Genomic DNA, 23,703 nt, shown 5'->3' on the forward strand with positions numbered 1-23,703 from the left:
CCCGGCTTATTCAATAATGACTAGCGGCTCGTCATATTCGACCGGATGGCCGTCGGTCGCCAGAATCTGGGTGACCTTGCCCGATTTCGGGGCGCGGATCGGGTTGAAGGTCTTCATCGCTTCGATCAGCATCAGGGTCTGACCTTCGGAAACCGAGGAGCCAACCGAGATAAACGGTGCTGCACCCGGTTCCGGTGCGAAATAGACAACGCCGACCATCGGCGATTTAACCGCACCCGGGTGGGATCCGGCATCAGACGGTGCCGCAGCGGCAGGTGCCGCAGCCGGTGCCGGCGCAGCAGCAGGGGCGGCAGCCGGAGCAGCAACCATGGTGCCCTGACGGGCGACGCGAATGCGGTTGTCACCTGCGGCAACTTCAATTTCGGTCAGATTGGTGTCGTCCAGCAGCTCTGCGAGCTGGCGAATGGCGTCATTGTCGATGTTGAACTTGCTCATTTCGATATCTTTATGATGGTGTGTGGATCAATCCGCGCATGGCATCCAGGGCGTTCTTGGTGCTCCGGGAGCCAAAGCCATAGATCATGCCGTTTAAAGCTTTCGAGACGTATAATTCGTGTCTGAATGCATTCCGCTTTTGAATGTTGGACAGATGAAACCCGAATTTCGCCAACGCAGAAGCGGCGAAAGGATCAAGGTTCGCAACCGATGTGTGCGTATATGCCTTAGCATTGCCAAGAATGCCAGAGTCTTCTTGTCGGTTTTGTCTAAAACCAGTCAACTCGTTCACTTCCATTCTTGCTTCGGGGCATTCGATGCACTTCTGTCCGCAGGGCATCCAGTCCCTGCATGCCCAACATTTGGTGTTGCGTTTATAACACGACTAAAGTCTGACGCAACTTTGCATTGGCCTTTGCAACGCCGCCTTGATGGCGAAGAGGTCTGGCTTATGTCTGGCCAGTGGGATCGGCTATGTGGACAAAGCCAAAAAGGTACGCAAGACAGCTTGCTTCGGGCGAATGTGCTGCGCATACTGCGCGGCAATCGTGAAGATTTTGATACCAAAGGGATGAAACGAAAAGATGCGTCTGACGATCAACGGTGAAGACCGCACCATCGAAAATGCCGGAAACGTTGCCGAACTTCTTGGCGAACTTGGAATCGCCCAGACCAAGGTCGCGGTTGAGCGCAATCTGGAAATCGTTCCCAAGACGGCCTACAGCGAAACACCGCTTGCCGAGGGCGACAAATTCGAAATCGTCCATTTCATCGGCGGCGGTTCGCATGAGGCCGGTTTGGCGGCGGCAGACGACGATGGCTTCGTCGTTGCGGGCAAGAAATTCTCATCCCGTCTTCTGGTTGGTACCGGTAAATACAAGGATTTCGAAGAAACCAAAATCGCGATTGAGGCATCGGGGGCGGAAATCGTCACCGTTGCTGTCCGCCGCGTGAACCTGACTGACCCGAACCAGCCGATGCTGGTCGATTATGTCGATCCGAAAAAATATACCTATCTGCCGAATACTGCGGGCTGCTTTACCGCCGACGATGCCGTGCGGACCTTGCGTCTTGCGCGCGAAGCGGGCGGCTGGAACCTGGTGAAGCTTGAAGTGCTGGGCGATCAGGCAACGCTGTATCCCAATATGCCTGAAACGCTGACGGCGGCCGAAGCGCTGATCAAGGATGGCTTTGATGTGATGGTCTACTGCAGCGATGACCCCATTCAGGCCAAGATGCTCGAAGACATGGGCTGCTGCGCGATCATGCCGCTGGGATCCCTGATCGGATCGGGCATGGGGATTTTGAACCCGGTCAATATCGCGCTGATCAAGGAAAACGCCAATGTGCCGGTTCTGGTTGATGCCGGGGTCGGGACCGCATCGGACGCCGCGGTTGCCATGGAGCTTGGCTGTGACGGTGTTTTGATGAATACCGCAATCGCCGGGGCAAAGGATCCGATCCGCATGGCGCGTGCGATGAAACATGCGATCATTGCCGGGCGTGAATCCTTCCTGGCTGGCCGCATGCCGAAAAAGAAATACGCTGATCCGTCTTCGCCATTGGCCGGAATCATCTGATCAGCAAATGTTTGCGAGATACGACAAAATCAAAGGGCCGTTTCGAATATGAAACGGGCCTTTGATTTTTTATTACGGCGGCGAGACAACCAAACTGCACATGTTGGCCGTTTCGCGATACCTGTCTGTTTGGATCAGGAAGCGTCTTTCAGGCCGGCATCGACCAGCGCGTTGACGCGATCCATATCCGCACCTGATACCATGGTGCCGTTGATCAGGAAGGCCGGGGTGCCGGAAATGCCAACTGCATGGGCCATCGCCGAATATTGCGAAATCATACCGGTGATTTCAGGTGCCTTCATGTCTTCAAGCATCTGGTCAACATCAACACCGGCACCGGCTGCCAGTTCATTGATGCGGTCCTGATCAAGAAGGCCACGGTTGGTCATGAAGGCTTCGTGGGTTTCCATGTATTTTCCCTGCTTGGCTGCGGCCAGAGCCGCGCGCGCGGCAAGGGTGCTTTCTTCGCGCAGGATCGGGAATTCGATAAAGAGGGTGCGGACCTTGCCGTCACTGTTTTCGACAATTTCCTTCACGCCATCAAATGCGCGTTTGCAGTATCCGCAGTGATAATCAAAGAACTCGATCACGGTGACCGGCGCATCCACCGGGCCGACGGACGGAACGCTGCTGTCAGCCACAAGCGCATCCCAGACTGGAACAATGGCTTCTGCCTGCTGGCGGGACTGCTCAGCCGCCTGCCATGACTGAACATTCTGGATGGCGCGCAGCAGGACGTCCGGATTATCAAGCAGATATTGTTCAATAACGCCTTCGATTTCAGCTTTCTGGTCGGTGCTGAGTGCATCCTGAGCCATGGCAACATTTGCACCAAACAGCATGCTCATGCCAAGAGCCGTACCTGCAACAAAGCGTTTTGCGATCTGGGAAGTCATAGGGCGTCCTTTTGTCTCTCTGGTCAGTGGTGACGGGATGTACCTGACCCTGATTGAATGTGATGGTTTTTGATACGTGATCTGGTTGCTAACGGGAAAGTAAAATATGCGTTAGGTGTGTGACACTGTTCTCTACCGGGGCATGATCCGTGCCCGACACCAGTCCGATCCAGACAAGGCGGACCTCGTCTGCGGGCGCATCTGGCCAATAACGTCGATAAAGTGTTGCCAGATCAAAATATTCCCTGTGCCATTCCCCATAACGTACCGAATACTGGCCAATCGCAATGCGGACTTCATGATCTATACCCGGTTTCCCCGATCCAAGATCGTTTTCAGTCCAGCTGCCCTGCGCTTGTCGCCGGAAACCCAGAACCAGTTCAACATCGCCGACCTGTGCGGCACTGTTAAATTGCCAGTCAAAGGACAGGAACGGGGATGCCAGAACGATGACGTTGGTTCTTCGTCCAATTTCAAACGATCCCAGTCCCGGTCGGGCGGCAAGGGCAATGCGCCCGTCCTTGTCTTCCCAACTGAGCGGCCCGGGATCACCATTCTGGCGCACCTGCCAATAGCGCGGCGGGTTGCTAAGCGAAAATGGCGCATAAAGCAGTTTTAGATCACCGCCAACATCCACACCCGCACCGGGCAGGGAGCAGCCGGCCAGACTGCTGATCAAGCTCACGGTGCCCAATGTTCCTGCTGTTTGGATCACAGACGCCAAAAGACCCCTACGTGTGAACGCACGGGTCTTGGGAGACGTGTTGGGTGGGGCAGCGGTGTGGGGCGTGCTCAATTGGGTTTGTCCTGACCCGGCACACCATCAGGGTTGGTAGCCTGCAGGATATCCTGCGCGCGCAGCCAGGTTGCCGTTCCCTTTTCAAGTTTCCGGTCGGCCTGCACCGCGTGATAGCTTGCGGCCTGTCGATCACCGGTCAAAAGGCTGTATTCCGCCTGTGAAAGCGACGCTTCACCCTCGTTACCCAGACGGTTTTCAATAATCGCGCGGAAACGCCATGCCGATGCATTGCCGCGTTCGCGTGACAAAACCCCGATCAAGTTTTCCTTGGCCGGCGCAAGATAGGCTTCATCACCAGTTTCGATCATCGCATGCGCCAGAAGCAACCGGATCAACGGTGCCCCGTTAGACAGGTCGGTTGCCTGCTGCAATGGCGGGATGGCATCGCGCGCACGGCCGAATTCCAGAAGAATCTGTCCTTTCAGTTCCTCGAAATACGGGTTGGACGGTTCGTCTACGATCAGGCCTTCGATGATCTCAAGCGCTGGTTCAAGCTGTGAGTCGCGATAATAGGCGATGGAACGCGCATAGCGCGCCGGAATGCTCGTATCGCTTTCCGGATAGGTGCGCATCGTATTCTGGATATGGTTGGTAAAGGCAAACAGCTTGGCGCGCATGCGGGCATGGCGTTCGTAAAGTTCCGGGCTGACCTTGGCATCCTTGAGCGGCGAGTTGGCCACATAGTTCTCAAGAAAATCGACACGCTCAACCGTCAGCGGGTGGCTTCGCAGATACGGGTCCTGGCTTGCCGTACTCAGCAATTCCTGACCTTCAAGCGTTTCCATGAATTCCATCATCCCGCGCGATGAAATGCCGGCCTCTGTTAAATACTTCACACCAGCCTGATCAGCACTGCTTTCCTGGGTTCGGGAATAGGCAAGGAAGTTACGGGTTGCCACGTTCTGACCACCCAGAATGGCGGCCGTGCCAACGTCAGAACGGCCCGCAGCAACACCTGCGGCAACACCGGCAATGGTTGAAAGAATGGAGATCGCAGACGCATTGCGCAGCTGGTCATGAACGCGCGAAAGATGGCCGCCCGATATGTGGCCGGTCTCGTGGGCAACAACGCCGATAACCTGTTCGGGAGTCTCTGCTTTTAACAACAGCCCAGTATTGATAAAAAGCTTTTGGCCCCCGGCAACAAATGCGTTCAAGCTGTTGTCGGAAACGATATAAATGGACACGCCATTCGGATCGAGGCCAGCTGCCCTGAAAATGGGCGTGGCATACATCCGGAGGGTTTCCTCGATCTCTGTATCGCGGATAAAAGAGCGACCCTGCGCGAAAACCGTGCTAGGCAGGGCAACAAGGAAAATGGCAGTGAGAGTAATAATGCGTCTGAGCAAAATGTGCGTTCCATATTTTCGTTCGACTGATGTCGGTTCCGTGCCGACGCGCAAGCCATCATGGCGGATCGCGTTCGCAATCGCAATGACTGCCGGTCTTGCTGCATGTAGTGCTAATGAAACAGAAAATATTGGTCAAATAGGGGCAGTCTCTGGCTACTTCGGTGGCGTGGTCGCCGACGAGCCGCGCGCGGTGCGTAATGCGCGCGATGTTCTTTCGGCTGGCGGCACGGCGGCGGATGCGGCTGTTGCACTTTATGCCACGATGACCGTGACCAAGCCGTCTGTTGCCGGCATCGGTGGCGGCGGGGTTTGTGTCGTGCATGACCGCGAAAGCAAAAAGGTCGAAGTCCTTGATTTCTGGCCACGCCCGGGTACGCGCACCGGCTCTGACCAAACTGCAACCACCGTCCCGACCGTGCCGCGCGGCCTTTATGCGCTGAGTGCCCGTTATGGTCGTTTGCAGTGGGGCTCGCTGATCAGTGCGGCTGAACAATATGCCCGCCTGGGTGTGCCGGTCTCGCGATCGCTGGTCAATGATATCGAAGCCAACCGTGCCCGGATCGAAGCCAGCCCGGCACTGCGCGCAACCTTCATGCCTGATGGCAAGATGCTGGAAGTCGGTGATCGTATTCGCGCGGTCAACCTTGCTGCCCTTCTGACCTCGCTTCGTGTCAAGGGACCGGGCGAGTTTTATAACGGTGCGCTCGGCGCCGATATTGCCAATGCCGTGACGGCAGCGGGTGGTACGCTGACCGCCGAAGATATGCGCACCTATCGCCCGCAATGGAAAACCGCGACCGAGGTCAAGGTTGGCAACGAAACGCTTTACCTTGCCTATCCGCCGCGCGCCAATTCCGGTGCCTCGGTGATCAGCGAGGGCGGTGAGCTTGCCGATATCCTCAACCGTTATCTGGCTGATATCGCATCGGGGACCGAGGCCGCACAGGCAAATGCTGGACGCAGTGGTTTTGTCGTGGTCGATCGTGCGGCCAATGCAGTTGCCTGTGTCACGACCATGAACACACCGTTTGGTGCGGGGCTTGGCGCGGATGCCTTTGGCCTTAACCTTGCCGCTGGCGACGCTGCGATGGTCTCGACCCCGCTGATGGGCCCAGCCCTGATGGTGAACCCGTTTGTCTGGGAATACTATTACGGCATTGCCGGAACAGGCACGCCAGCCGGCGCAACCAAACAGATTGCCACCATGGCCGAAGACCTGATTGGCAGTGGTGCTGCATCCGGTGTGGCGCTTAATTCCGATGGGGCCTCTTCGGTGAATGTCATCAAGTGCCTTGAAGGTACGCCACCTCATCCGGAAAGCTGCCAGTTCCTTGCCGATCCGGCGGGCGGTGGCATGGCTGGAACCCGCTAATCAAAGACTAACCAACAGGGCAGGGAACAACCTGCCCTGTTGTTCTTGAACCCATGTCAGGACCCCACTAATGGCATTGAAACAATCCCTTCGCGGCGCAATTTCCCCCTTTATCGTGATGGATGTCATGCGCGCGGCCAATGCGCGCGAAAAGGAAGGCAAGGCTGTCTATCACCTCGAAGTCGGCCAGCCCGGAACCCCCGCACCGCGCAAGGTGCGCGAAGCCGCCGCCAAGGCGCTTGAGTCTGATCTGATCGGCTATACCAACGCCATGGGGATTGATCCGCTGCGCGAAGCCATTGCCGGGCACTATAAAACCAAGTTTGGCGTTTCGGTCGATCCAGCACGCGTCTGTGTTGCCAGCGGGTCGTCCTCGATCTTTGTGCTGGCGTTTCTGGCCGCCTTCGATGCGGGTGACCGGGTTGCGATGGCAGCCCCAGGTTACCCGGCCTATCATAACATCCTGAGCGCGCTTGGCATTGATACGGTCAACCTGCCAGCCGGGCCGGAAACCCATTATCAACCGACCGTTCAGATGCTGCGTGATCTCGATGAACCGGTCGATGGCTTGATAGTTGCCAGCCCGTCCAACCCGGCGGGCAGCATGATTGATGTCGAAACCTACCGCGAACTGGCGACCTATTGCCGCGAAAACGGCATTCGCCTGATCAGTGACGAGATCTATCAGGGTATTTCATTTGGCGATGTCGCTGAATGCACTGCCCTTGAATTCGGTGATGAGGCGATCATCATCAACAGCTTCTCGAAATACTTTTCCATGACCGGCTGGCGTCTGGGTTGGGCGATTGTGCCGCCCGATCTGATGCGTGCGGTCGAATGCCTGCAGCAGAACCTGTTTATCTCGGCCCCGGCATTGTCACAGCTGGCCGCAGTGGCCGCATTTGATTGCGAGGACGAACTGCAGGCCAATATCGCGGCCTATGCGCGCAATCGTGAAATCCTGCTTGATGGTTTGCCCAAGGCCGGTTTCACCAAATTCGCCCCGGCCGATGGCGCGTTTTACCTGTATGCCGATGTCCGCGAACTGACCAGTGACAGCGAAGCCTTCTGCAAGCAGATGCTCGAAGAAACCAGTGTCGCGACGACGCCCGGCACCGATTTCGACCGCCTGCGCGGCAAGGGCTATGTCCGCTTCTCGTTTGCGCATAGCGAAGAAACCATGATCGGCGCGGTCAAGGCGCTTCAGAACTGGAAGCGCTGACCTTTTAAACGATACCCAATGAAAAAGGGCTGCCCAATGGGCAGCCCTTTTTTCTTTTGTTCTGTTAGCCGGTCTTAACGACCAAGGCTCCACCAGCCACGTTTTTTCGGCTTTGGCTTTTCATCCTTTGCCGGTTCGGCTGCAGGGGCCGCTTCCGGTGCCGGGGCAGGAGCCGGTTCTGCAGCTTTCGGCTCGGCAGGTTTTTCTGCCGGGGCTTCTGCCTTCGGAGCTTCCTTTTTCGGCGCCGGGGTGCTGACTTCTGCCGGGGCAGCGGCCGGGGCGCTTGCTGCTTCCGGTTTTGCTTCGCTCGGGGCTTCCGACTGTGCTTCCGGGGCCGGGCCAGACTGGATCGGGATGTTCTTCACATCGCGTTCGTTGCCCTCGTCATTGCGATCCGAACGGGTGTTGCGGTCACGACGATTGCGACGGTTATCATTGCGATCACGGCGCGGACGGGCCGGGGCCGGGGCAGTGGTGCTGCGCGAGCGTCCGGTACGAACACCTTCCTGATCGAAGCTGTCTGCATCCTGACCTTCGCTCTCGGCGTCGATCACGGTGTCTTCGGCGGCACCGTCCGGTGCTTCGTGATCACGGTTGCGGCGGGCTGCTGTCAGGGCCGGATCATCAGCGGGCGAACGGGTACGGTTGCCATCAAAGTCCTGACGGCGCGAACGACGGCGACCACCACGTTTGCCACGACGGCGGCGCTTGCGGTTGCTGTCATCATCATCATCGTCGTCATTATTGTTACGATCATTGTTGTCAGACGCATCATCACTGTCGCCCGATGCATCCTGCTGCTGATCGTTATTGCGATCATCGCGGTCATCGTTGCGGCCACGGCGGCGACGGCGACGACGACGGCGTTTGCCGCCCTGATCATCATCTTCGTTGCGTTCGATGTCATCTTCTTCGTCATCCGTATCAACCGGATTTTCAATCGCGGTCAGAGAAACGCTGTCGGTATTGAGAACGGCCGAGGTTTCTTCGACTTCGTCACCCTTTTTTGCGCGGGTGCGCTCAATGCGGTGGTCCGGCGAAATCAGGCTGTCATCACCAAAGATCATGACGCTGAAGCCATAACGGCTTTCGATTTCGCCAAGCGAATCACGTTTGCGGTTCAGGATGTAAAGCGCGACTTCACTGGCAACATGGACGGTCAGCGCGCCGGAACGGCGACGCATGCCTTCTTCCTCGATCACGCGCAGCAGATGAAGGGCCGCACTTTCGATCGAACGGACAAGGCCGACACCACGGCAGTGGGTGCAAACTTCAAACGCGCTTTCGACCAGCGACGGACGCAGGCGCTGACGCGACATTTCAAGCAGGCCAAACGGGCTGATGCGACCGATCTGCAAACGGGCACGGTCGTTGCGCATTGCTTCTTTCAGCTTGCGCTCGACGGATGCCTGATTGCGGTGGTCTTCCATGTCGATGAAGTCGACAACGATCAGACCGGCAAGGTCACGCAGACGCAGCTGGCGTGCCAGTTCTTCGGCTGCTTCAAGGTTGGTCTTGTAAGCGGTTTCTTCGATGTTGCGTTCGCGGGTCGAGCGGCCGGAGTTAACGTCAACCGCGACCAGTGCTTCGGTCGGGTTAATAACAAGATAACCTCCGGATTTAAGCTGTACGACCGGGTTGAGCATCGCATCAAGCTGGCTTTCCACCTGGAAACGGTGGAACAGAGGCACGCCCTGATCCTTGTAGGGCTGCACACGCTTGGCATGCGAAGGCATCAGCATCTTCATGAAGTCTTTGGCAACGCGGTAACCTTCGTCACCTTCGACCAGCACTTCATCGACATCGCGTGCATAAAGGTCACGGATGGAACGCTTGATCAGATCGGCTTCTTCGTAAATCAGGCAAGGTGCCTGGCTCTGAAGGGTGGTTTCGCGGATACGGTCCCACAGACGCATCAGATAATCGAAGTCGCGTTTGATTTCGGCTTTGGTCCGTTCGGCACCGGCGGTACGAACGATGACCGCCATGCCATCGGGAATCTCAAGCTCTGCCAGAATGGATTTCAGACGCTTGCGGTCCTTGGCGTTGGTGATCTTGCGCGAAATGCCACCACCACGCGGGGTGTTTGGCATAAGCACACAATAACGACCGGCCAGCGACAGGAAGGTCGAAAGAGCAGCACCCTTGTTGCCGCGTTCTTCCTTGACGACCTGAACCAGAATGATCTGGCGGCGTTTGATGACTTCCTGGATCTTGTAGCGTTTCTGAAGCTGACGGCTGTGCGATTCGACGAACTCGTCGCTGTCATCACCGCCAAGGTCTTCGATATCTTCTTCAACATCGGCGGTCGCATCAAGTGCGGTCACTTCGTTGGCATCGTCGCCTTCGGCATCGACATCAACGTCAAGTTCGGCGATTTCTGCCGACATCGCAGCGTTACCGCCGGTCGGGGTGTCATCCCCGTTTGATCCGTTATCGTCGCTGCCTTCGGAAGAGGTGCTTGCATCTGCGTCCGAACCGGCTGCTTCGACATCGTCGCTTTTCTTGCGACGGTTGCGCGGACGGCGGCGGCGCGGCTTGGCTTCTTCTTCCTCGCCAGAACCGGCATTGTCGGTTGCTGCGTCAGAAGGTGCATCTGACTGGGCAGGGGCCTCGGTCGTGGCATCAACATCCTTGGCTTCTGCATCAGACGTATCGGATGCTTCGTCCTTGTCCTTGGCGCGCGGTTTGCGGCGCGAACGGGAGCGTGACGGTTTCTTTTCTTTTTTCGGGCTGTCTTCGCCATCGCCGATATTGTCTTCGACGATCTCGGCGTCCTTGACCTGTGCGTTGCTCTGCGCAATCGCCTCGCGGTCTGCAACCGGAATTTGGTAATAGTCGGAATGGATTTCGCTAAAGGCAAGGAACCCGTGACGGTTTCCGCCGTAGTCAACAAAGGCCGCCTGAAGTGACGGTTCTACACGCGTGACTTTCGCGAGATAGATATTACCCTTGATCTGTTTTTTCGTCGAAGTTTCGACGTCGTATTCTTCTAGGCGATTTCCGTTAATAACAACGACGCGGCTTTCTTCCGCGTGCGTTGCATCAATAAGCATGCGTTTGACCATTCGGAACCTGTTCCTGTAGGCCCCGCCAGTTCAATGCTATGGGCGCAATTGCGCTGATATGCAAACAAACCGGCGTGTCCGGAGGCGCCGCCCATAAAGGTCGCGATATGTCCTGTATGTATCTGGGTCATCGCGTGTCGGCTGCTCTTCCGGTTGGACCTGGTTTTGGTGTTGAAACAAAAGAATTAGATTGCGTGTCTTTTCGAGCGCGCCAAGACAGCCTTGTTGAGGAGGGCTCTATCGGGAGCGGGAATTGCCGCGTCACCGAGACACCGACCGTAAGAACTGCACTCGTCGCGTCCTCAGCCTGGTGGCATTTTGATTACTTACCACAAGGCTATTAGGAATCTCGGGTGCAACATATCTCTTTTATGCGTATGCTACAAACAGTTTTGTTGCGCGATGTGACGACTTTCTGACAGTAACGTGTAAAAACACACAGAAATCCGCGCCATTTTCCTTTTGGCGATTTATTCCCGGCAAATATATGAAAAGACACTGTTTTTACCGTGTCACCATTTGCCTTGGTCATCGCGGAAAGTTGAAATACGCGATCCCCAAGTTCTGGCGTTGGTCAATTGCCCGTTAACCAACGCATTGCTATAAGCGGTGAACAGATACTCTTGCAGGGTAACAGGCGCTGAAACGACACATGCATTCACAGCACGCGAATTCACTTTCCATGACGAAAAACGCATCATCGCGATCGATCCTGGCCAAAATCGGCAGGTCGATGATGGTGTTGTTTGCGCTGGTGTTTGCAGCCCAGATGATCGCATCAACGGCATCGGCCCAGCCGGCCAAGGTGCTTGGCGCACGTTTGGGGGTTTATCCCGATTATACTCGCTTTGTGATCGACCTTGATCAGGATGTCGACTTTACCTATTTCCTGCTGCCCGATCCGTATCGCATCATCATCGATATGCCTGAAATTGACTGGAATGCGCCTCCGGGCAAGGTGACGTCGGGCGGGGGACTTATTTCCGGGCTGCGCTATGGTCTGTTTAAACCGGGCACGTTCCGTGTCGTTCTGGATATTGCCCAGCCGTCATTGGTGTCCAAGATTTTCTCACTGCCGCCCGGTGGCGGAAAACCCAACCGGCTTGTGGTGGATATCAAACCGACACAGCGTGACGCCTTCCTGACCGCATCGCGCCAGAGCATGGAAGCCTATTCTGCGCGCAGCCGTAACGACACCAGCGCCACCGAACAAAGTGTGGACGTTGCTGTTCAATCCGGACGTGGCGGCGATGAAAAGCCGTTGATTGCCATTGATGCCGGCCATGGCGGGGTTGATCCGGGTGCCATCGGGGTGGGCAATGTCTATGAAAAGGACCTGACCCTTGCCGCTGCCCGTCAGCTTGCCGAAACATTGACGGCATCGGGGCGCTATCGCGTGCTTCTGACGCGCGATAAGGACGTGTTCCTTAAACTCCGTCAACGTGTCGATATCGCCCGCAAGGCCGGGGCGGATCTGTTCATTTCCCTGCATGCAGACTCAATTGGCAATCCCAAGCATCGTGGTGCATCTGTCTATACCCTGTCTGAAAACGCATCGGACAAAGAAGCCGCCGCCCTGGCATCTAAGGAAAACAAGGCCGACGTCATTGCCGGTATTGATCTTTCTGATGAAAACACGCTGGTGCAGAGCATCCTGATTGATCTGGCACAGCGGGAAACCATGAACCTGTCGGCAACGCTTGCGGCTAACATGGTCACCCAGCTTGCCCAAAGCATCGAACTTCAACGCCGCACCCATCGCTTTGCCGGTTTTGCAGTTCTAAAGGCACCAGATATCCCCTCGGCCCTGTTTGAAATGGGGTATTTGTCGAACGCGACGGATGCCAAGCTGTTGCAAAGTCCCGCACATCGTAAAAAGATTGCCGAGGCCGTCATGCGGGCAATTGATATCTATTTCGAGAAGCACAAGTTCTAAAAGCTGGGTTCGCGTTTGCTGCCTTTGGGATCAATCCGGCCTTTGGGGCGTTGACTGATGGTGGTTGTGCGCGCTGTTTCTGAAATAAAACCTGCCGGGCGTGGCGGCTGTCACAACCTCGTCATTATTTTGCCGCTATAATGCGGGCAAATCCGCGTTTTCGGCACAGACGGGCGAAATGTCTGCCGGGACATTGCATTTCCGATAAGAGTGCATGAATATGCCCCCTTGTCGGATCAGGCCAACAAAATGAAAAAGACCTGCTTACATGCGCATTTTACTTAGTATTTTCGGCTTTCTGTTCTTGATGGCGGTTGCGGGCGGTGCCGGTATGCTGGCGATCTTCTGGCATTTTGGTCAGGGACTTCCCGATTACACCCAGCTTGAAAATTACGAGCCCGAGGTCATGACACGCGTTCATGCATCTGACGGGGCACTGATTGCCGAATATGCCCGTGAAAAGCGCGTTTTCGTGCCGATTTCGGCCATCCCGCACAAGGTTGTTGACGCCTTTGTCGCGGCCGAGGACAAGAACTTCTTCTCCCACCCGGGGATCGATTTTGCCTCTGTCCTGCGCGCCGCTGTCACCAACGTTGTCAATCTGGGGACAGGTAAACGCCCGGTCGGTGCATCGACGATCACCCAGCAGGTCGCCAAGAACTTCCTTCTGACCAACGAAGTTTCCTATGAGCGTAAAATCAAGGAAGCCATCCTTTCCTTCAGGATCGAGCGGGCCTTTTCCAAGGAACATATCCTTGAGCTTTACCTCAACGAGATTTACCTCGGCAGTGGCAGCTATGGCGTGGCTGCAGCAGCCTTGCGCTATTTCGACAAGTCGCTTGATGAGCTGAATGTCGAAGAGGCGGCCTATCTTGCGGCCCTGCCAAAGGCACCGTCGAACTATCACCCGGTCCGCAACCATGACGAAGCCAAGGCGCGTCGTAACTGGGTGATTGGCCGGATGCTGGAAGAAAAATACATCACCGAGGCCGAAGCGCAGGCGGCGTGGTCATCCCCGCTCGTTGGGAAAAGCCGTGAATCGGTTGATACCTATCAGGCCGATTTCTTTGCCGAGGAAGTCCGTCGCCAGCTTGTCGATCGTTACGGCGAAGGCATGCTTTATGACGGTGGCCTTTCGGTGCGGTCCACCGTGGTTCCACGTTTGCAGGATATCGCCGACAAGGCGCTGTTTGACGGGCTGGTCGAATATGACCGTCGTCATGGCTGGCGCGGTCCAATCACCAATATCGACCTGTCCGGCAACTGGCAGCAGACCCTGCGCGAAGTCGAAACACCGGCTGATATCCCGTGGGATCGCGCGGTGGTGCTTGATACAGATGCGAACGAGGCAAAACTAGGCCTTCTGAATGGCGAGCAGGGCCGTATTCCGCTGCGCTTCCTGACATGGGCGCGCCCGTGGCAAAAGGGTCAGACGCTGGGTGCTGTCGTGAATAGCCCGTCGGATGTGCTTAAGCCCGGTGATGTTATTTACGTCAAACATTTCGCCGAACTTGATGGCGAACAGCTGCCGCCCAATACCTACGGCCTGCGCCAGATTCCGAATGTGAATGGCGGTCTGGTGGCGATGGACCCGCATACCGGTCGCGTTCTGGCGATGACGGGTGGTTTTTCGCATGATATGTCGAAATTCAACCGCGCAACCCAGGCCCGTCGTCAGCCGGGCTCGGCCTTCAAGCCGTTTGTTTATCTCGCCGCCCTTGATAAGGGCTTTACCCCATCGACACTGGTGCTTGATGCACCGTTTGTGATTGATCAGGGGCCGGGCCTTGGCAAGTGGAAGCCGGGCAACTATAGCGGCCAGTTCTATGGTCCTTCGACCATGCGTCTGGGGATTGAAAAATCGCGTAACCTGATGACCGTGCGTTTGGCCCAGACCATCGGTATGCCGACTGTGGTCGATTACGCTGAGCGTTTTGGCATTGTTGATGAAATGCCAGATGTGCTTTCGATGTCGCTTGGGGCGGCCGAAACCACCGTCATGCGCCTGACGGCTGCTTATGCCGAACTGGTCAATGGCGGCAAGGAAATTACGCCGACCCTGATTGACCGTATTCAGGACCGTCGCGGCAATGTGATTTACCGCCGGGACGAGCGCGAATGTGCCCAGTGTCAGGACGTGGCATTCCGTAATCAGATGCCGCCGGACCTGCCTGATACCCGCGAACAGCTGACCGATCCCGCCAGTGCGTTCCAGATGGTGCATATCATGGAAGGTGTTGTTTCGCGCGGGACCGGTCGCCGTATTGCCGAGCTTGGCTATCCGCTGGCCGGTAAAACCGGCACGACCAATGATTCGCGCGATGCCTGGTTTGTCGGGTTCTCGCCGGATTTGGCAGTTGGTGTTTATGTTGGCTTTGATGACAACCGATCCCTTGGTGACAAGGAACAGGGAGCCAGTGCCGCAGCCCCGATCTGGAAGGAATTCATGCGCGGTGCCCTTGAAGGCACCAAGGCCATTCCGTTCCGTACCCCACCGGGCATTCGCATGGTCCGGGTTGAAGCCCGCACCGGTCTTCCGGCCCGTCCGGGCGATCAGGATGTGATTTGGGAAGCGTTCAAACCAGGCACCATCCCGGCTTCAAATGACAGCGTCATTGACGGTGGGTATAGCGGTTCGGGCGGATCGGACAGCAGCGGCGGTGCCGTTGCCGGGCCGGGCGGCATTTATTAGCGCTAAACTACCCCCCCTTAGCACCATCAGAAATGGTGGGCAAACATGATCAAAGCCGGATGTGATCAGAATCCGGCTTTTTTCGTTCAGGGACGTGTTCACCTGAAAGGTTTGACTTTCGGATCGGCGGTTTTGCAAACCTTTTGAGTCATCAAAGCGTGATAAAACAATCAAGGCACTGACATCGGGGTGTCACGAGATTTTGTCATGATCTTCAATGTATTGTTTCATACGCTGAAGAGGTTCTTGTGATGAGTTTTCGTCTTTCCCGCCGAAAGTTTTTGACCGCCAGTGCGACGGCAGGTACCGCAACTGCTATGGGTGGTTTCTTTATGCCGTCGATTTCACGTGCTGCGGATCGTCCCATTCTGACCCACGGTGTTCAGAGTGGTGACGTTACGCAAAGTACAGCCTGCATCTGGGGGCGCGCAGATCGTGCATCGCGCATGGTGACTGAGATCGCCACCACCGAAGGCTTCAAAAAATCTCTACGTATTCCGCATGTCGATGTGCTGCCGGAACGTGACTTTGCCGGTAAGCTTGCCCTTGCTGATTTGCCTGCCGGTCAGGACATATTTTACAAGATCCATTTTGAGAATCTTGATGATGGTCGCGCATCGTCCGAGCCGATTATTGGTCATTTCCGCACGGCACCAGCGGCCAAGCGCAATATTCGTTTTGGCTGGTCCGGTGATACCGGCGGGCAGGGCTGGGGTATTGATGAAGACCGCGGTGGCATGAAAACCTATGCGACGATTGCCAATCACAATCCCGATTTCTTCATCCATTCCGGCGATACAATTTATGCCGATGGTCCGTTTGCCGAGACCAAGGAAACGCCGGACGGCGAAATCTGGAAAAACATCACCACCGAAGACACCGCAAAGGTTGCCGAGACGCTTGATGAGTTTCGGGGCAACTACAAATACAACATGCTTGATCAGCATGTGCGCGAATTCAACCGTCTGGTGCCTGTGTATTATCAGTGGGATGACCACGAAGTGACCAACAATTGGTATCCCGGCGAGATGCTGCTGGGTGATGATCGTTATACGGAAAAGTCCGCTTCCTTGCTTGCCGCACGTGCCAATCGCGCCTTCCGCGAGATGTTGCCGATTACTGAACACGCATCGGAACCGGGCCGGGTTTACCGCAAGGTTTCCTATGGGCCATCTCTGGAAATTTTCTTCCTTGATATGCGCACCTATCGTGGCACGAACGATGCCAACAACAGCCCTTCACCGACGGACAATACGGACTTCCTTGGTCGTGCCCAAATGGAATGGCTCAAACGAGGTCTTTTGAATTCCAAGGCAACCTGGAAAGTGATCGCTGCGGACATGCCGATTGGCATGATCGTCTATGACGACTGGAAAAATAAAAGCACCTTTGAAAACCTTGCCAATGGTGATGGTGCACCAGCCGGGCGCGAACTTGAAATCGTCGAATTGCTGCGCTTCATCAAGAACGCAAAAATCAACAATACGGTTTGGCTGACGGCCGATGTTCATTACACGGCGGCCCATTACTATGACCCGAACAAGGCACAGTTCCAGGATTTCGAACCGTTCTGGGAGTTCGTCTCGGGGCCGTTGCATGCAGGAACTTTCGGTCCGAATGAAATGGACAACACATTTGGTCCGCAGGTCAAATTCACTAAACACCCGACCGAGGAACAGGGGATCAACCTGCCGCCATCTTACGGCCTTCAGTTCTTCGGGCTGGTTGATATTGATGCCGATACCGAACAGTTCCGCGTTTCGCTTCGCGATGTCGCCGACCAGGAGCTTTACGCCGTAACGCTTGATCCAGTTTACACCTGATCCGAAACTTCGGCGACTTGGACTGTCACTGCAGAACCCGGCGCATTAACCGCGCCGGGTTTTTGCATGGTTGCAGGGGTTTCAAGCGGGACAAAAACTGTTATAAGCCACGCCGACATTGCCGCATCATCGATGCGGCGAAACAGATTTTCAGACGAATAACGGAGACATCAATGCGCGCTGAAGCACAGGCATTGGTCGATGAAATCAAGCAGTCGATGGCACTGCTGAGGAGGCATCTTTGACTGGGATAACGCTCTTAGACGCCTCGACGAACTGAACGCACTCGCCGAAGACCCGACCCTTTGGGACAATGCGGCGAACGCGCAGAAAGTCATGCGTGAACGTACCCAGCTTGATGACGCCATCAATGGCTATAAAAAGCTCGCCCAGGAGCTTGAAGACAGTATCGAACTGATCGAACTTGGCGAAGCCGAGGACGACAGCGAAACGGTCGAGGAGGGCGAAGAAGCCCTGCGTTCGATCCGCGAGATCGCCGCAAAGCGCGAACTTGAAAGCCTGCTTTCGGGCGAAGCCGATTCCAATGACGCCTATCTCGAAATCCACGCCGGTGCCGGCGGGACTGAGGCACAAGACTGGGCATCAATGATGGCGCGCATGTATTACCGTTGGGCAGAGTCCAAGGGTTACAAGCTCGAGATGCTTGAAGAAAGTGATGGCGAGGAAGCCGGTATCAAATCGGTGACCTACAAGATCACCGGTCACAATGCCTATGGCTGGCTCAAGAACGAAGTAGGCGTGCATCGTTTGGTGCGTATTTCGCCCTATGACAGTTCTGCCCGTCGCCATACCAGCTTCTCGTCTGTTTGGGTTTATCCTGTGATTGACGACGATATCGAAATCGAAATCCTGGATAAGGATCTTCGTGTCGATACCTATCGCGCATCGGGTGCCGGTGGTCAGCACGTTAACAGAACCGATTCTGCTGTGCGTATGACCCATATTCCGACCGGTATTGTTGCCCAGTGTCAGAACGACCGTTCGCAGCATAAAAACCGCGAAACGGCGATGAAGATGCTGAAAGCCCGTCTGTATGAGGCTGAGCTGAAAAAGCGCGAAGCCGAAGCACAGGCAGTCGAAGACAGCAAAACCGACATCGGTTGGGGCCATCAGATCAGATCTTACGTCCTGCAGCCTTATCAGATGATCAAGGATCTGCGCACGGGTACGGAAACGTCTGATACCCAGGGCGTTCTGAACGGCGATCTTGATGCCTTTATGGCAGCAGCCCTTGCCGCCAAGGTCACGGGTTCTGCCGGGGAAATCGAAGATATCGATTGATCGGTCTTTTGATCCTGCCTGAATTTGCAAACACCCCGCTGATCATTCGGTGGGGTGTTTTTCTTTGCACGGATCAAAACGACAAGAAAACCGACCAAAGTCCGCAAAAATCCCATTTCTGTCACAGAATTGCCGAATAGCTCTGCAAGAGTACGGTCAAGCGCGGCCTGTCAAAAACAACAAATCACCGGCATAGCACGGGGCACTGGCAGGTTGTGCGGAGCAAACATCCATACTCTCACGGGAAGATCCAAATGGCCCATCAGTCCCATGGTCCGGTCGCGGTCGGCGACCAGTTCAAACTCGCTACACCCAACGGTCCGATTTTCGAAGTCATCAAAATCCGCGAAATGGCACCGGTTGATCATGCGCTGATTACCAAGGTGCGTGATACCAAATCCCCCACTCTGATTTCGATCAACACATTGCTTGATCGTGATTTCTATATTCCGGTACCGCCGGAAAGTCGGCAACTGCCTGACAGTGACGGCATCTTGCGCGGTCTTTGATTGTCAAACGGATCGATACGCTGTTTAGCGCGATTAAAAGCGAAAAACAGGTTGGCTTGGCGGCCCGGACGCGATGAAATGGGATGATACGCATTCACCGTCATCCGGGACCGCCAACATGACCGATACCAAGACTGATCAGCAAATCCTCGACCGCCTGTTTTCCGTGCTCGAAGACGATATCTTGCCGAAAACGCGCGCCGGGGTATCGGGTGGCAACAAGCTTTTCGGCGCGGCGATCCTGCGCAAGGATGATCTGTCGCTGGTGATTGCTGAAACCAACAATGAAACCGAAAATCCGCTATGGCATGGCGAGGTGCATTGTCTTAAGCGCTTCTATGAAATGCCCTCTGACCAGCGCCCGGCAACCTCGGAGCTGATCTTCCTCTCGACGCACGAGCCGTGCTCGATGTGCCTTTCGGCCATTACCTGGGCCGGGTTTGATAATTTCTATTACTTCTTCTCGTATGAAGATTCGCGCGATGCCTTTGCCATCCCCCATGATCTGAAAATCATGAAGGAGGTCTTTACTCTTGAAGACGGCGAATACAATAAATCCAACGCGTTCTGGGATAGCCATTCGATGATGGGCATGGTCGCAGAGATGCCGGCGCCGCAAAAGGAAATCTATGTTGCCCGCGCCAAGGCGATCTCGGACGAATATGACGCGCTGTCCGCTCAATATCAGGACACCAAGGCGGATAACGATATCCCGTTGAACTAACGGCCAGTTACCCTAAAAAAACGTGCTCCGTAATGAAACGGAGCACGTTTTGGTCTGGTCGGGCGATTTGATCAGGCTGCCCGGACAGTTGCGATGAAGCTGTCGACTTCCTTGCCAAGTCGGCTTGCCGATTGTGAAAGCTCCTGCGCGCTGGCAAGAACCTGGGCAGCGGAATGGCTGCCTTCGGTTGCGGCCTTGGTGACATCGGTAATCGCGTTGGCGACTTCCTGCGTGCCATTGGCGGCAAGGGCGATGTTATGAGTGATTTCATTGGTGGTGGCGTCTTGTTGCTCCACAGCAGCCGAAATCACGGTCGAGCTTTGCTTGTTGTTTTCAATAACATCACTGATCTCGTCGACCGCAGTTACCATGGTGTTGGTAATGCGCTGAACCTTTTCGATTTGTGCAGTGATGTTTTCGGTCGCACGTGCCGTCTGGCTGGCAAGGTTTTTGACTTCCTGCGCGACAACCACAAATCCCTTGCCGGCATCGCCTGCACGTGCGGCTTCGATCGTGGCATTGAGCGCCAGAAGGTTGGTTTGTTCGGCAATGTCTTGGATCAGTTCGACCACACTGGAAATTTCGCGCACAGAGTCGGCAAGGCCGGTCGCGGTTTCGCGCGTTGAGGTGGCCGTTTCGGTCGCGCGGGTCGTGATATGGGTGGCATTTTGAACCTGCGCACTGATTTCACGGATGGATGTCGCCATTTCTTCGCAGGCGGACGCCACGGTTTCGACATTGGCACTGGCAAGGCCAGAGGCATTTGAGACCGAGGTTGCCTGTGTGTTGGTCTGTTCCATCATCGCCGTCAGGCTCTGCGCGGTTGCTTCAAGCTCGGTCGCGGCAGACGCCACAACCCTGACGATGGAGCCGACATTGTCCTGGAAGGCATCGGCAAGCTTGTTCATCTGCTCACGCTTTTCTGCCGCCGCACGTTCCTTGGCCTTTTCGGCCTCGCTTTCGAGTTCCTTGGCCCGGATCATGTTCTTTTTAAACACTTCGGTTGCCTTGGCAATGTCGCCAATTTCATCGGCACGGCTGGTGCCAAAGACCTCGGTATCAAGTTTGCCATCGGCAAGCTGGCCGAGGTTGCCGACAATCTTCTCAATCGGTTTGGTGACCGAACGGGCAAACAGGATGCTGCCGGCAACGCCAAGTGCTGTCACAATGGCGACGATCACGGCGGCAATCATCAGGGCGCTATATACTGGGCCGAATGCTTCGGCCGTATCGATTTCACCGAGAACGATCCAGTCGACACCATTGAAGTGGATCGGCATATAGGCAGAGATGACCGGGATGCCGCGATAATCAAGAATTTCGTGAATGCCGCTATTGCCAGACAATGCGTCACGCGTGGCAGCATCGTTCACCCGGGTTTTAAGGATGGTGCTTTCCTCGGAAAAGCGCGAATCACTGCGCATCAAGCCGTTTTGACCAACGATATAGGTCTCGCCACTTTCGCCCATGCCGACCGACACATTCATGATGTTGTTGATGCGTGAAATCGGCATCTGGAAGACCATGGCACCCAGCAACTGACCCGCTTCGCTGCGGACCTGATGTCCGATGAAGCTCGCCGGTGCGTCTGCACTGGGCGCATAGGGACTGAAATCGGTAAAGGCGATGTCCTTGGCGGAACTCGCCGCCATTATATCGTGAAACACGCGCCCCAGATCGGTTTCCGCCCATTCACCGGTATTAAGGTTGGTGGCAAAGTCAGCTTCCTTGAAGACGGAATAAACAAGTTCCCCATCAGCACGGATCAGGAAGATGTCGTAATATCCCTTGAGTTCAAGGAACTCACGAAAATGCGGGTGATATGTCTGGTGTGCCTGGCTCCAGTCCGATCCGTCGCCCGCGTCGGTCAGAAGATGCTTCTCGCCAAGCGGATGGCTGTTGTCCGAGATGTAAAGCTTCTGAAGCGATGTCATCGGGTTGCCATCCAGGCGATCCCAACCTTGGGCAAATGCCTTGAGAGCATCACGCGTGTAACCACTGTCAGCTTCTATAGTCAGGTCTTCTTCAATCGCCTGCAGATAGGACTGAATGGCGTTCTTGCGCGCATCTGTCAGTGCCAGAAGTTTGTTGTGAACCTCGGTTTTCTGGGTCACCCAGAGTTCAAAAGACAGGATGCCACCCGCGCTCAGCGCGGTTAGCAGAATCAGGCACGCAATGATCGTCGGTAGTTTCACCGAAATACGTTTCATGACATTTCCTCTCGCAGTGCCCGTCGCCCGTTACTGAGGTCTGGGGGGCTCTCGCCCAGGTTTCGACAGCGTCAATATTAACCTTTGGTATAGTTTTTAGTTCTGTTGACGACGCCAAAACATCCCCATTTAGGGACTATGCTTGTTTGTTGAGTATTTGGTGATTGAACGCCAAGGTTGAAAGGTATTGTGTTTGTGTCTGCAAAACAGATTTGGAACGTATGAGTCCGAATCTGGCGAGTTTTGTTTGCCGGTTCTGGTAAACTGCCGGGCATGGAACAGCTCAATAACGATATCTGCTATCAGGCACTCAAAACCCGGGACCGTCGGTTTGACGGGCGGTTTTACACCGCGGTTCGGACCACCGGGATTTTCTGTCGCCCGATCTGTCCGGCCGTCACGCCCAAGCGTGACAATGTCGAATTCTATCCCAGTGCCGAGGCCGCCATTGCACACGGCTTTCGCCCGTGCCTGCGCTGCCGGCCAGAAGCTGCACCGGGCAGCCCGGCAAGTGCCGGTGTGCACGCCACCGTGGCCCGTGCGGTGCGGCTGATTGATCAGGGGGCGCTTGAAGATGGCTCGATCGCGGGTCTGGCAGATCGGCTTGGCGTTGGTGACCGGCATTTGCGCCGCATCTTCAAGGACCATACCGGCGTCACCCCGCAAGAACACGCCAAGGCACGGCGACTGCTGCGTGCCCGTCAGTTGATTGTCGATAGCAACCTGACCATGACTGAAATCGCCGATATTGCCGGTTTTGGCAGTTTGCGTCGCTTCAATGATGCGATGAAGCAGGCCTATGGGCAGGCGCCAACCGCGTTTCGCCGGGGCATCAAAACCAAGGCACAGGGAAAGCCCGACACGGATGATCCGTTTGCCGCGCGTAATGACGATCTGATTTTACGTCTGCGCGCCCGCCAACCGTTTGATGCCGACTATCTTCTGGCCTTCTTCCGTGCACGCGCCATTCCGGGCCTTGAGACGGTGTGTGACCGCATCTATGTGCGCGGTTTCAAGTTTGATGGTCGGGTTGGCTTGATGATCTGTCATTTCAGTGCTGATCAAAGTGGTGTGGATGTCATCCTGCGCGGCCTGGCGCGCGAAGCGGTGCTGGAGATCGGGGCACGGGTCCGCAGGCTTTTTGATCTGGATGCCGATGTGCCGTCCATCACCGCCCAATTTGCCGAGGATGCCTTGCTCGCCCCCTTGGTGGCAAAACGCCCGGGCCTTCGGGTGCCGGGATGCTGGGATCGGTTTGAACTGGCCCTGCGGGCGGTTTTGGGACAGCAGGTTTCGGTCGCGGCAGCACGCACCTTGGCCGGCCGGCTGGTGGCACGCTTTGGCGAGGCCTTGCCAGATGATCTGGTGGACGGAACCGGCATTACGCATGTGTTTCCGACGCCGCAAAGCCTGATCGGGCAGGAACTGATCCCGATTGGCCTGACCACGCGCCGGGCGCAAACCCTTGCGGATGTCATTGACCTTTTTGCCAGCCCCGATTGCGATCAGAAATCCGGGGATGAGCTGATTGCCATCATGACTGCGATCAAGGGGATTGGGCCATGGACGCTGAATTACTTTGGTCTGCGTGGGCTTGGTGATCCCGATGCCTTTCCGGCCGCCGACCTTGGCATCCTTAAGGCATCAGGCATGGGCGGCGGTCCGGACAAACCCAAGGCGCTGGAAAGCATTTCGGAAAACTGGCGGCCTTGGCGGGCCTATGCCGCGCAGTATCTTTGGTCCGCATTGGAAGGAGAATGAT

The 23,703-nt window shown here is 55.8% G+C and carries 17 protein-coding genes; 10 read left to right on the forward strand and 7 right to left on the reverse strand.

Going from position 1 to position 23,703, the window contains the following annotated elements:
• Positions 1 to 6: 6 nt before the first annotated feature.
• Together accB and CMO10_RS03320 are read right to left on the reverse strand one after the other, a co-directional pair.
• Positions 7 to 456 (reverse strand): acetyl-CoA carboxylase biotin carboxyl carrier protein, encoded by a 450-nt coding sequence (accB, locus tag CMO10_RS03315; RefSeq protein WP_044827486.1) that lies wholly within the window; start codon positions 454 to 456, stop codon positions 7 to 9.
• A gap of 10 nt (positions 457 to 466) precedes the next feature.
• Positions 467 to 754, reverse strand: a complete 288-nt coding sequence (locus CMO10_RS03320) for a type II 3-dehydroquinate dehydratase (RefSeq protein ID WP_297018858.1) — start codon at positions 752 to 754, stop codon at positions 467 to 469.
• A 286-nt stretch (positions 755 to 1,040) separates the two neighbouring features.
• On the opposite strand from CMO10_RS03320, the gene thiS reads away from it, so the two are divergent.
• Complete coding sequence (thiS, locus tag CMO10_RS03325) at positions 1,041 to 2,036, forward strand: sulfur carrier protein ThiS (protein WP_297018859.1); 996 nt, start codon at positions 1,041 to 1,043, stop codon at positions 2,034 to 2,036.
• 134 nt (positions 2,037 to 2,170) lie between these two features.
• Here thiS and CMO10_RS03330 read toward each other — a convergent pair whose 3' ends face one another.
• The 3 genes from CMO10_RS03330 to CMO10_RS03340 form a co-directional block, all read right to left on the reverse strand.
• A complete protein-coding gene (locus tag CMO10_RS03330; protein ID WP_297018860.1) occupies positions 2,171 to 2,932 on the reverse strand; it encodes a DsbA family protein in 762 nt (253 codons plus the stop codon).
• A gap of 88 nt (positions 2,933 to 3,020) precedes the next feature.
• The gene (locus CMO10_RS03335) at positions 3,021 to 3,617 is read right to left on the reverse strand and encodes a hypothetical protein (protein WP_297018861.1); all 597 of its coding nucleotides are present in this window, start codon (positions 3,615 to 3,617) and stop codon (positions 3,021 to 3,023) included.
• Between the two features lie 107 nt (positions 3,618 to 3,724).
• Positions 3,725 to 5,134, reverse strand: a complete 1,410-nt coding sequence (locus tag CMO10_RS03340) for a M48 family metalloprotease (RefSeq protein ID WP_363928323.1) — start codon at positions 5,132 to 5,134, stop codon at positions 3,725 to 3,727.
• Between CMO10_RS03340 and CMO10_RS03345 the strand changes: the two genes are divergently transcribed.
• On the forward strand, positions 5,067 to 6,455 hold the full coding sequence (locus tag CMO10_RS03345; protein WP_297018863.1) for a gamma-glutamyltransferase: 1,389 nt from the start codon (positions 5,067 to 5,069) through the stop codon (positions 6,453 to 6,455). The two genes, CMO10_RS03340 and CMO10_RS03345, sit on opposite strands and share 68 nt — an antisense overlap.
• A 70-nt stretch (positions 6,456 to 6,525) precedes the next feature.
• On the forward strand, positions 6,526 to 7,677 hold the full coding sequence (locus CMO10_RS03350) for a pyridoxal phosphate-dependent aminotransferase (RefSeq protein WP_297018864.1): 1,152 nt from the start codon (positions 6,526 to 6,528) through the stop codon (positions 7,675 to 7,677).
• Between the two features lie 74 nt (positions 7,678 to 7,751).
• Here CMO10_RS03350 and CMO10_RS03355 read toward each other — a convergent pair whose 3' ends face one another.
• Positions 7,752 to 10,745, reverse strand: a complete 2,994-nt coding sequence (locus CMO10_RS03355) for an Rne/Rng family ribonuclease (RefSeq protein WP_297018865.1) — start codon at positions 10,743 to 10,745, stop codon at positions 7,752 to 7,754.
• 682 nt (positions 10,746 to 11,427) lie between these two features.
• Between CMO10_RS03355 and CMO10_RS03360 the strand changes: the two genes are divergently transcribed.
• The 6 genes from CMO10_RS03360 to CMO10_RS03385 all read left to right on the forward strand — a co-directional run bounded on the left by CMO10_RS03360 (position 11,428) and on the right by CMO10_RS03385 (position 19,731).
• A complete protein-coding gene (locus CMO10_RS03360; RefSeq protein ID WP_297018866.1) occupies positions 11,428 to 12,681 on the forward strand; it encodes an N-acetylmuramoyl-L-alanine amidase in 1,254 nt (417 codons plus the stop codon).
• Positions 12,682 to 12,949: 268 nt separating this feature from the next.
• Positions 12,950 to 15,373, forward strand: coding sequence for a penicillin-binding protein 1A (locus CMO10_RS03365; RefSeq protein ID WP_297018867.1), 2,424 nt, complete (start codon positions 12,950 to 12,952; stop codon positions 15,371 to 15,373).
• 251 nt (positions 15,374 to 15,624) lie between these two features.
• The gene (locus CMO10_RS03370) at positions 15,625 to 17,196 is read left to right on the forward strand and encodes an alkaline phosphatase D family protein (protein WP_297018868.1); all 1,572 of its coding nucleotides are present in this window, start codon (positions 15,625 to 15,627) and stop codon (positions 17,194 to 17,196) included.
• A gap of 173 nt (positions 17,197 to 17,369) precedes the next feature.
• Positions 17,370 to 18,498, forward strand: a protein-coding gene (prfB, locus tag CMO10_RS03375; RefSeq protein ID WP_297018869.1) for a peptide chain release factor 2 whose coding sequence is annotated in 2 segments (ribosomal slippage) — positions 17,370 to 17,438 and positions 17,440 to 18,498 — 1,128 coding nt in all. Because the reading frame shifts where the segments join, the coding sequence is not laid out codon by codon here.
• A gap of 254 nt (positions 18,499 to 18,752) precedes the next feature.
• Positions 18,753 to 19,007, forward strand: a complete 255-nt coding sequence (locus CMO10_RS03380) for a hypothetical protein (protein WP_044827497.1) — start codon at positions 18,753 to 18,755, stop codon at positions 19,005 to 19,007.
• Positions 19,008 to 19,125: 118 nt separating this feature from the next.
• Complete coding sequence (locus CMO10_RS03385; protein WP_297018870.1) at positions 19,126 to 19,731, forward strand: nucleoside deaminase; 606 nt, start codon at positions 19,126 to 19,128, stop codon at positions 19,729 to 19,731.
• Between the two features lie 71 nt (positions 19,732 to 19,802).
• Here the strand turns inward: CMO10_RS03385 and CMO10_RS03390 are convergent, their stop codons facing one another.
• Positions 19,803 to 21,941 carry a methyl-accepting chemotaxis protein gene (locus CMO10_RS03390; RefSeq protein ID WP_297018871.1) on the reverse strand — a complete coding sequence of 713 codons (2,139 nt, stop codon included), beginning with the start codon at positions 21,939 to 21,941 and terminating at the stop codon, positions 19,803 to 19,805.
• A gap of 273 nt (positions 21,942 to 22,214) precedes the next feature.
• Here CMO10_RS03390 and CMO10_RS03395 point away from each other — a divergent pair, with 273 nt between their 5' ends.
• Positions 22,215 to 23,702 (forward strand): DNA-3-methyladenine glycosylase 2 family protein, encoded by a 1,488-nt coding sequence (locus CMO10_RS03395; protein WP_297018872.1) that lies wholly within the window; start codon positions 22,215 to 22,217, stop codon positions 23,700 to 23,702.
• The last annotated feature ends 1 nt before the right edge of the window (position 23,703 follow it).

Origin of the sequence: Thalassospira sp. (assembly GCF_002709775.1) — a bacterium.
Taxonomy (GTDB): domain Bacteria; phylum Pseudomonadota; class Alphaproteobacteria; order Rhodospirillales; family Thalassospiraceae; genus Thalassospira.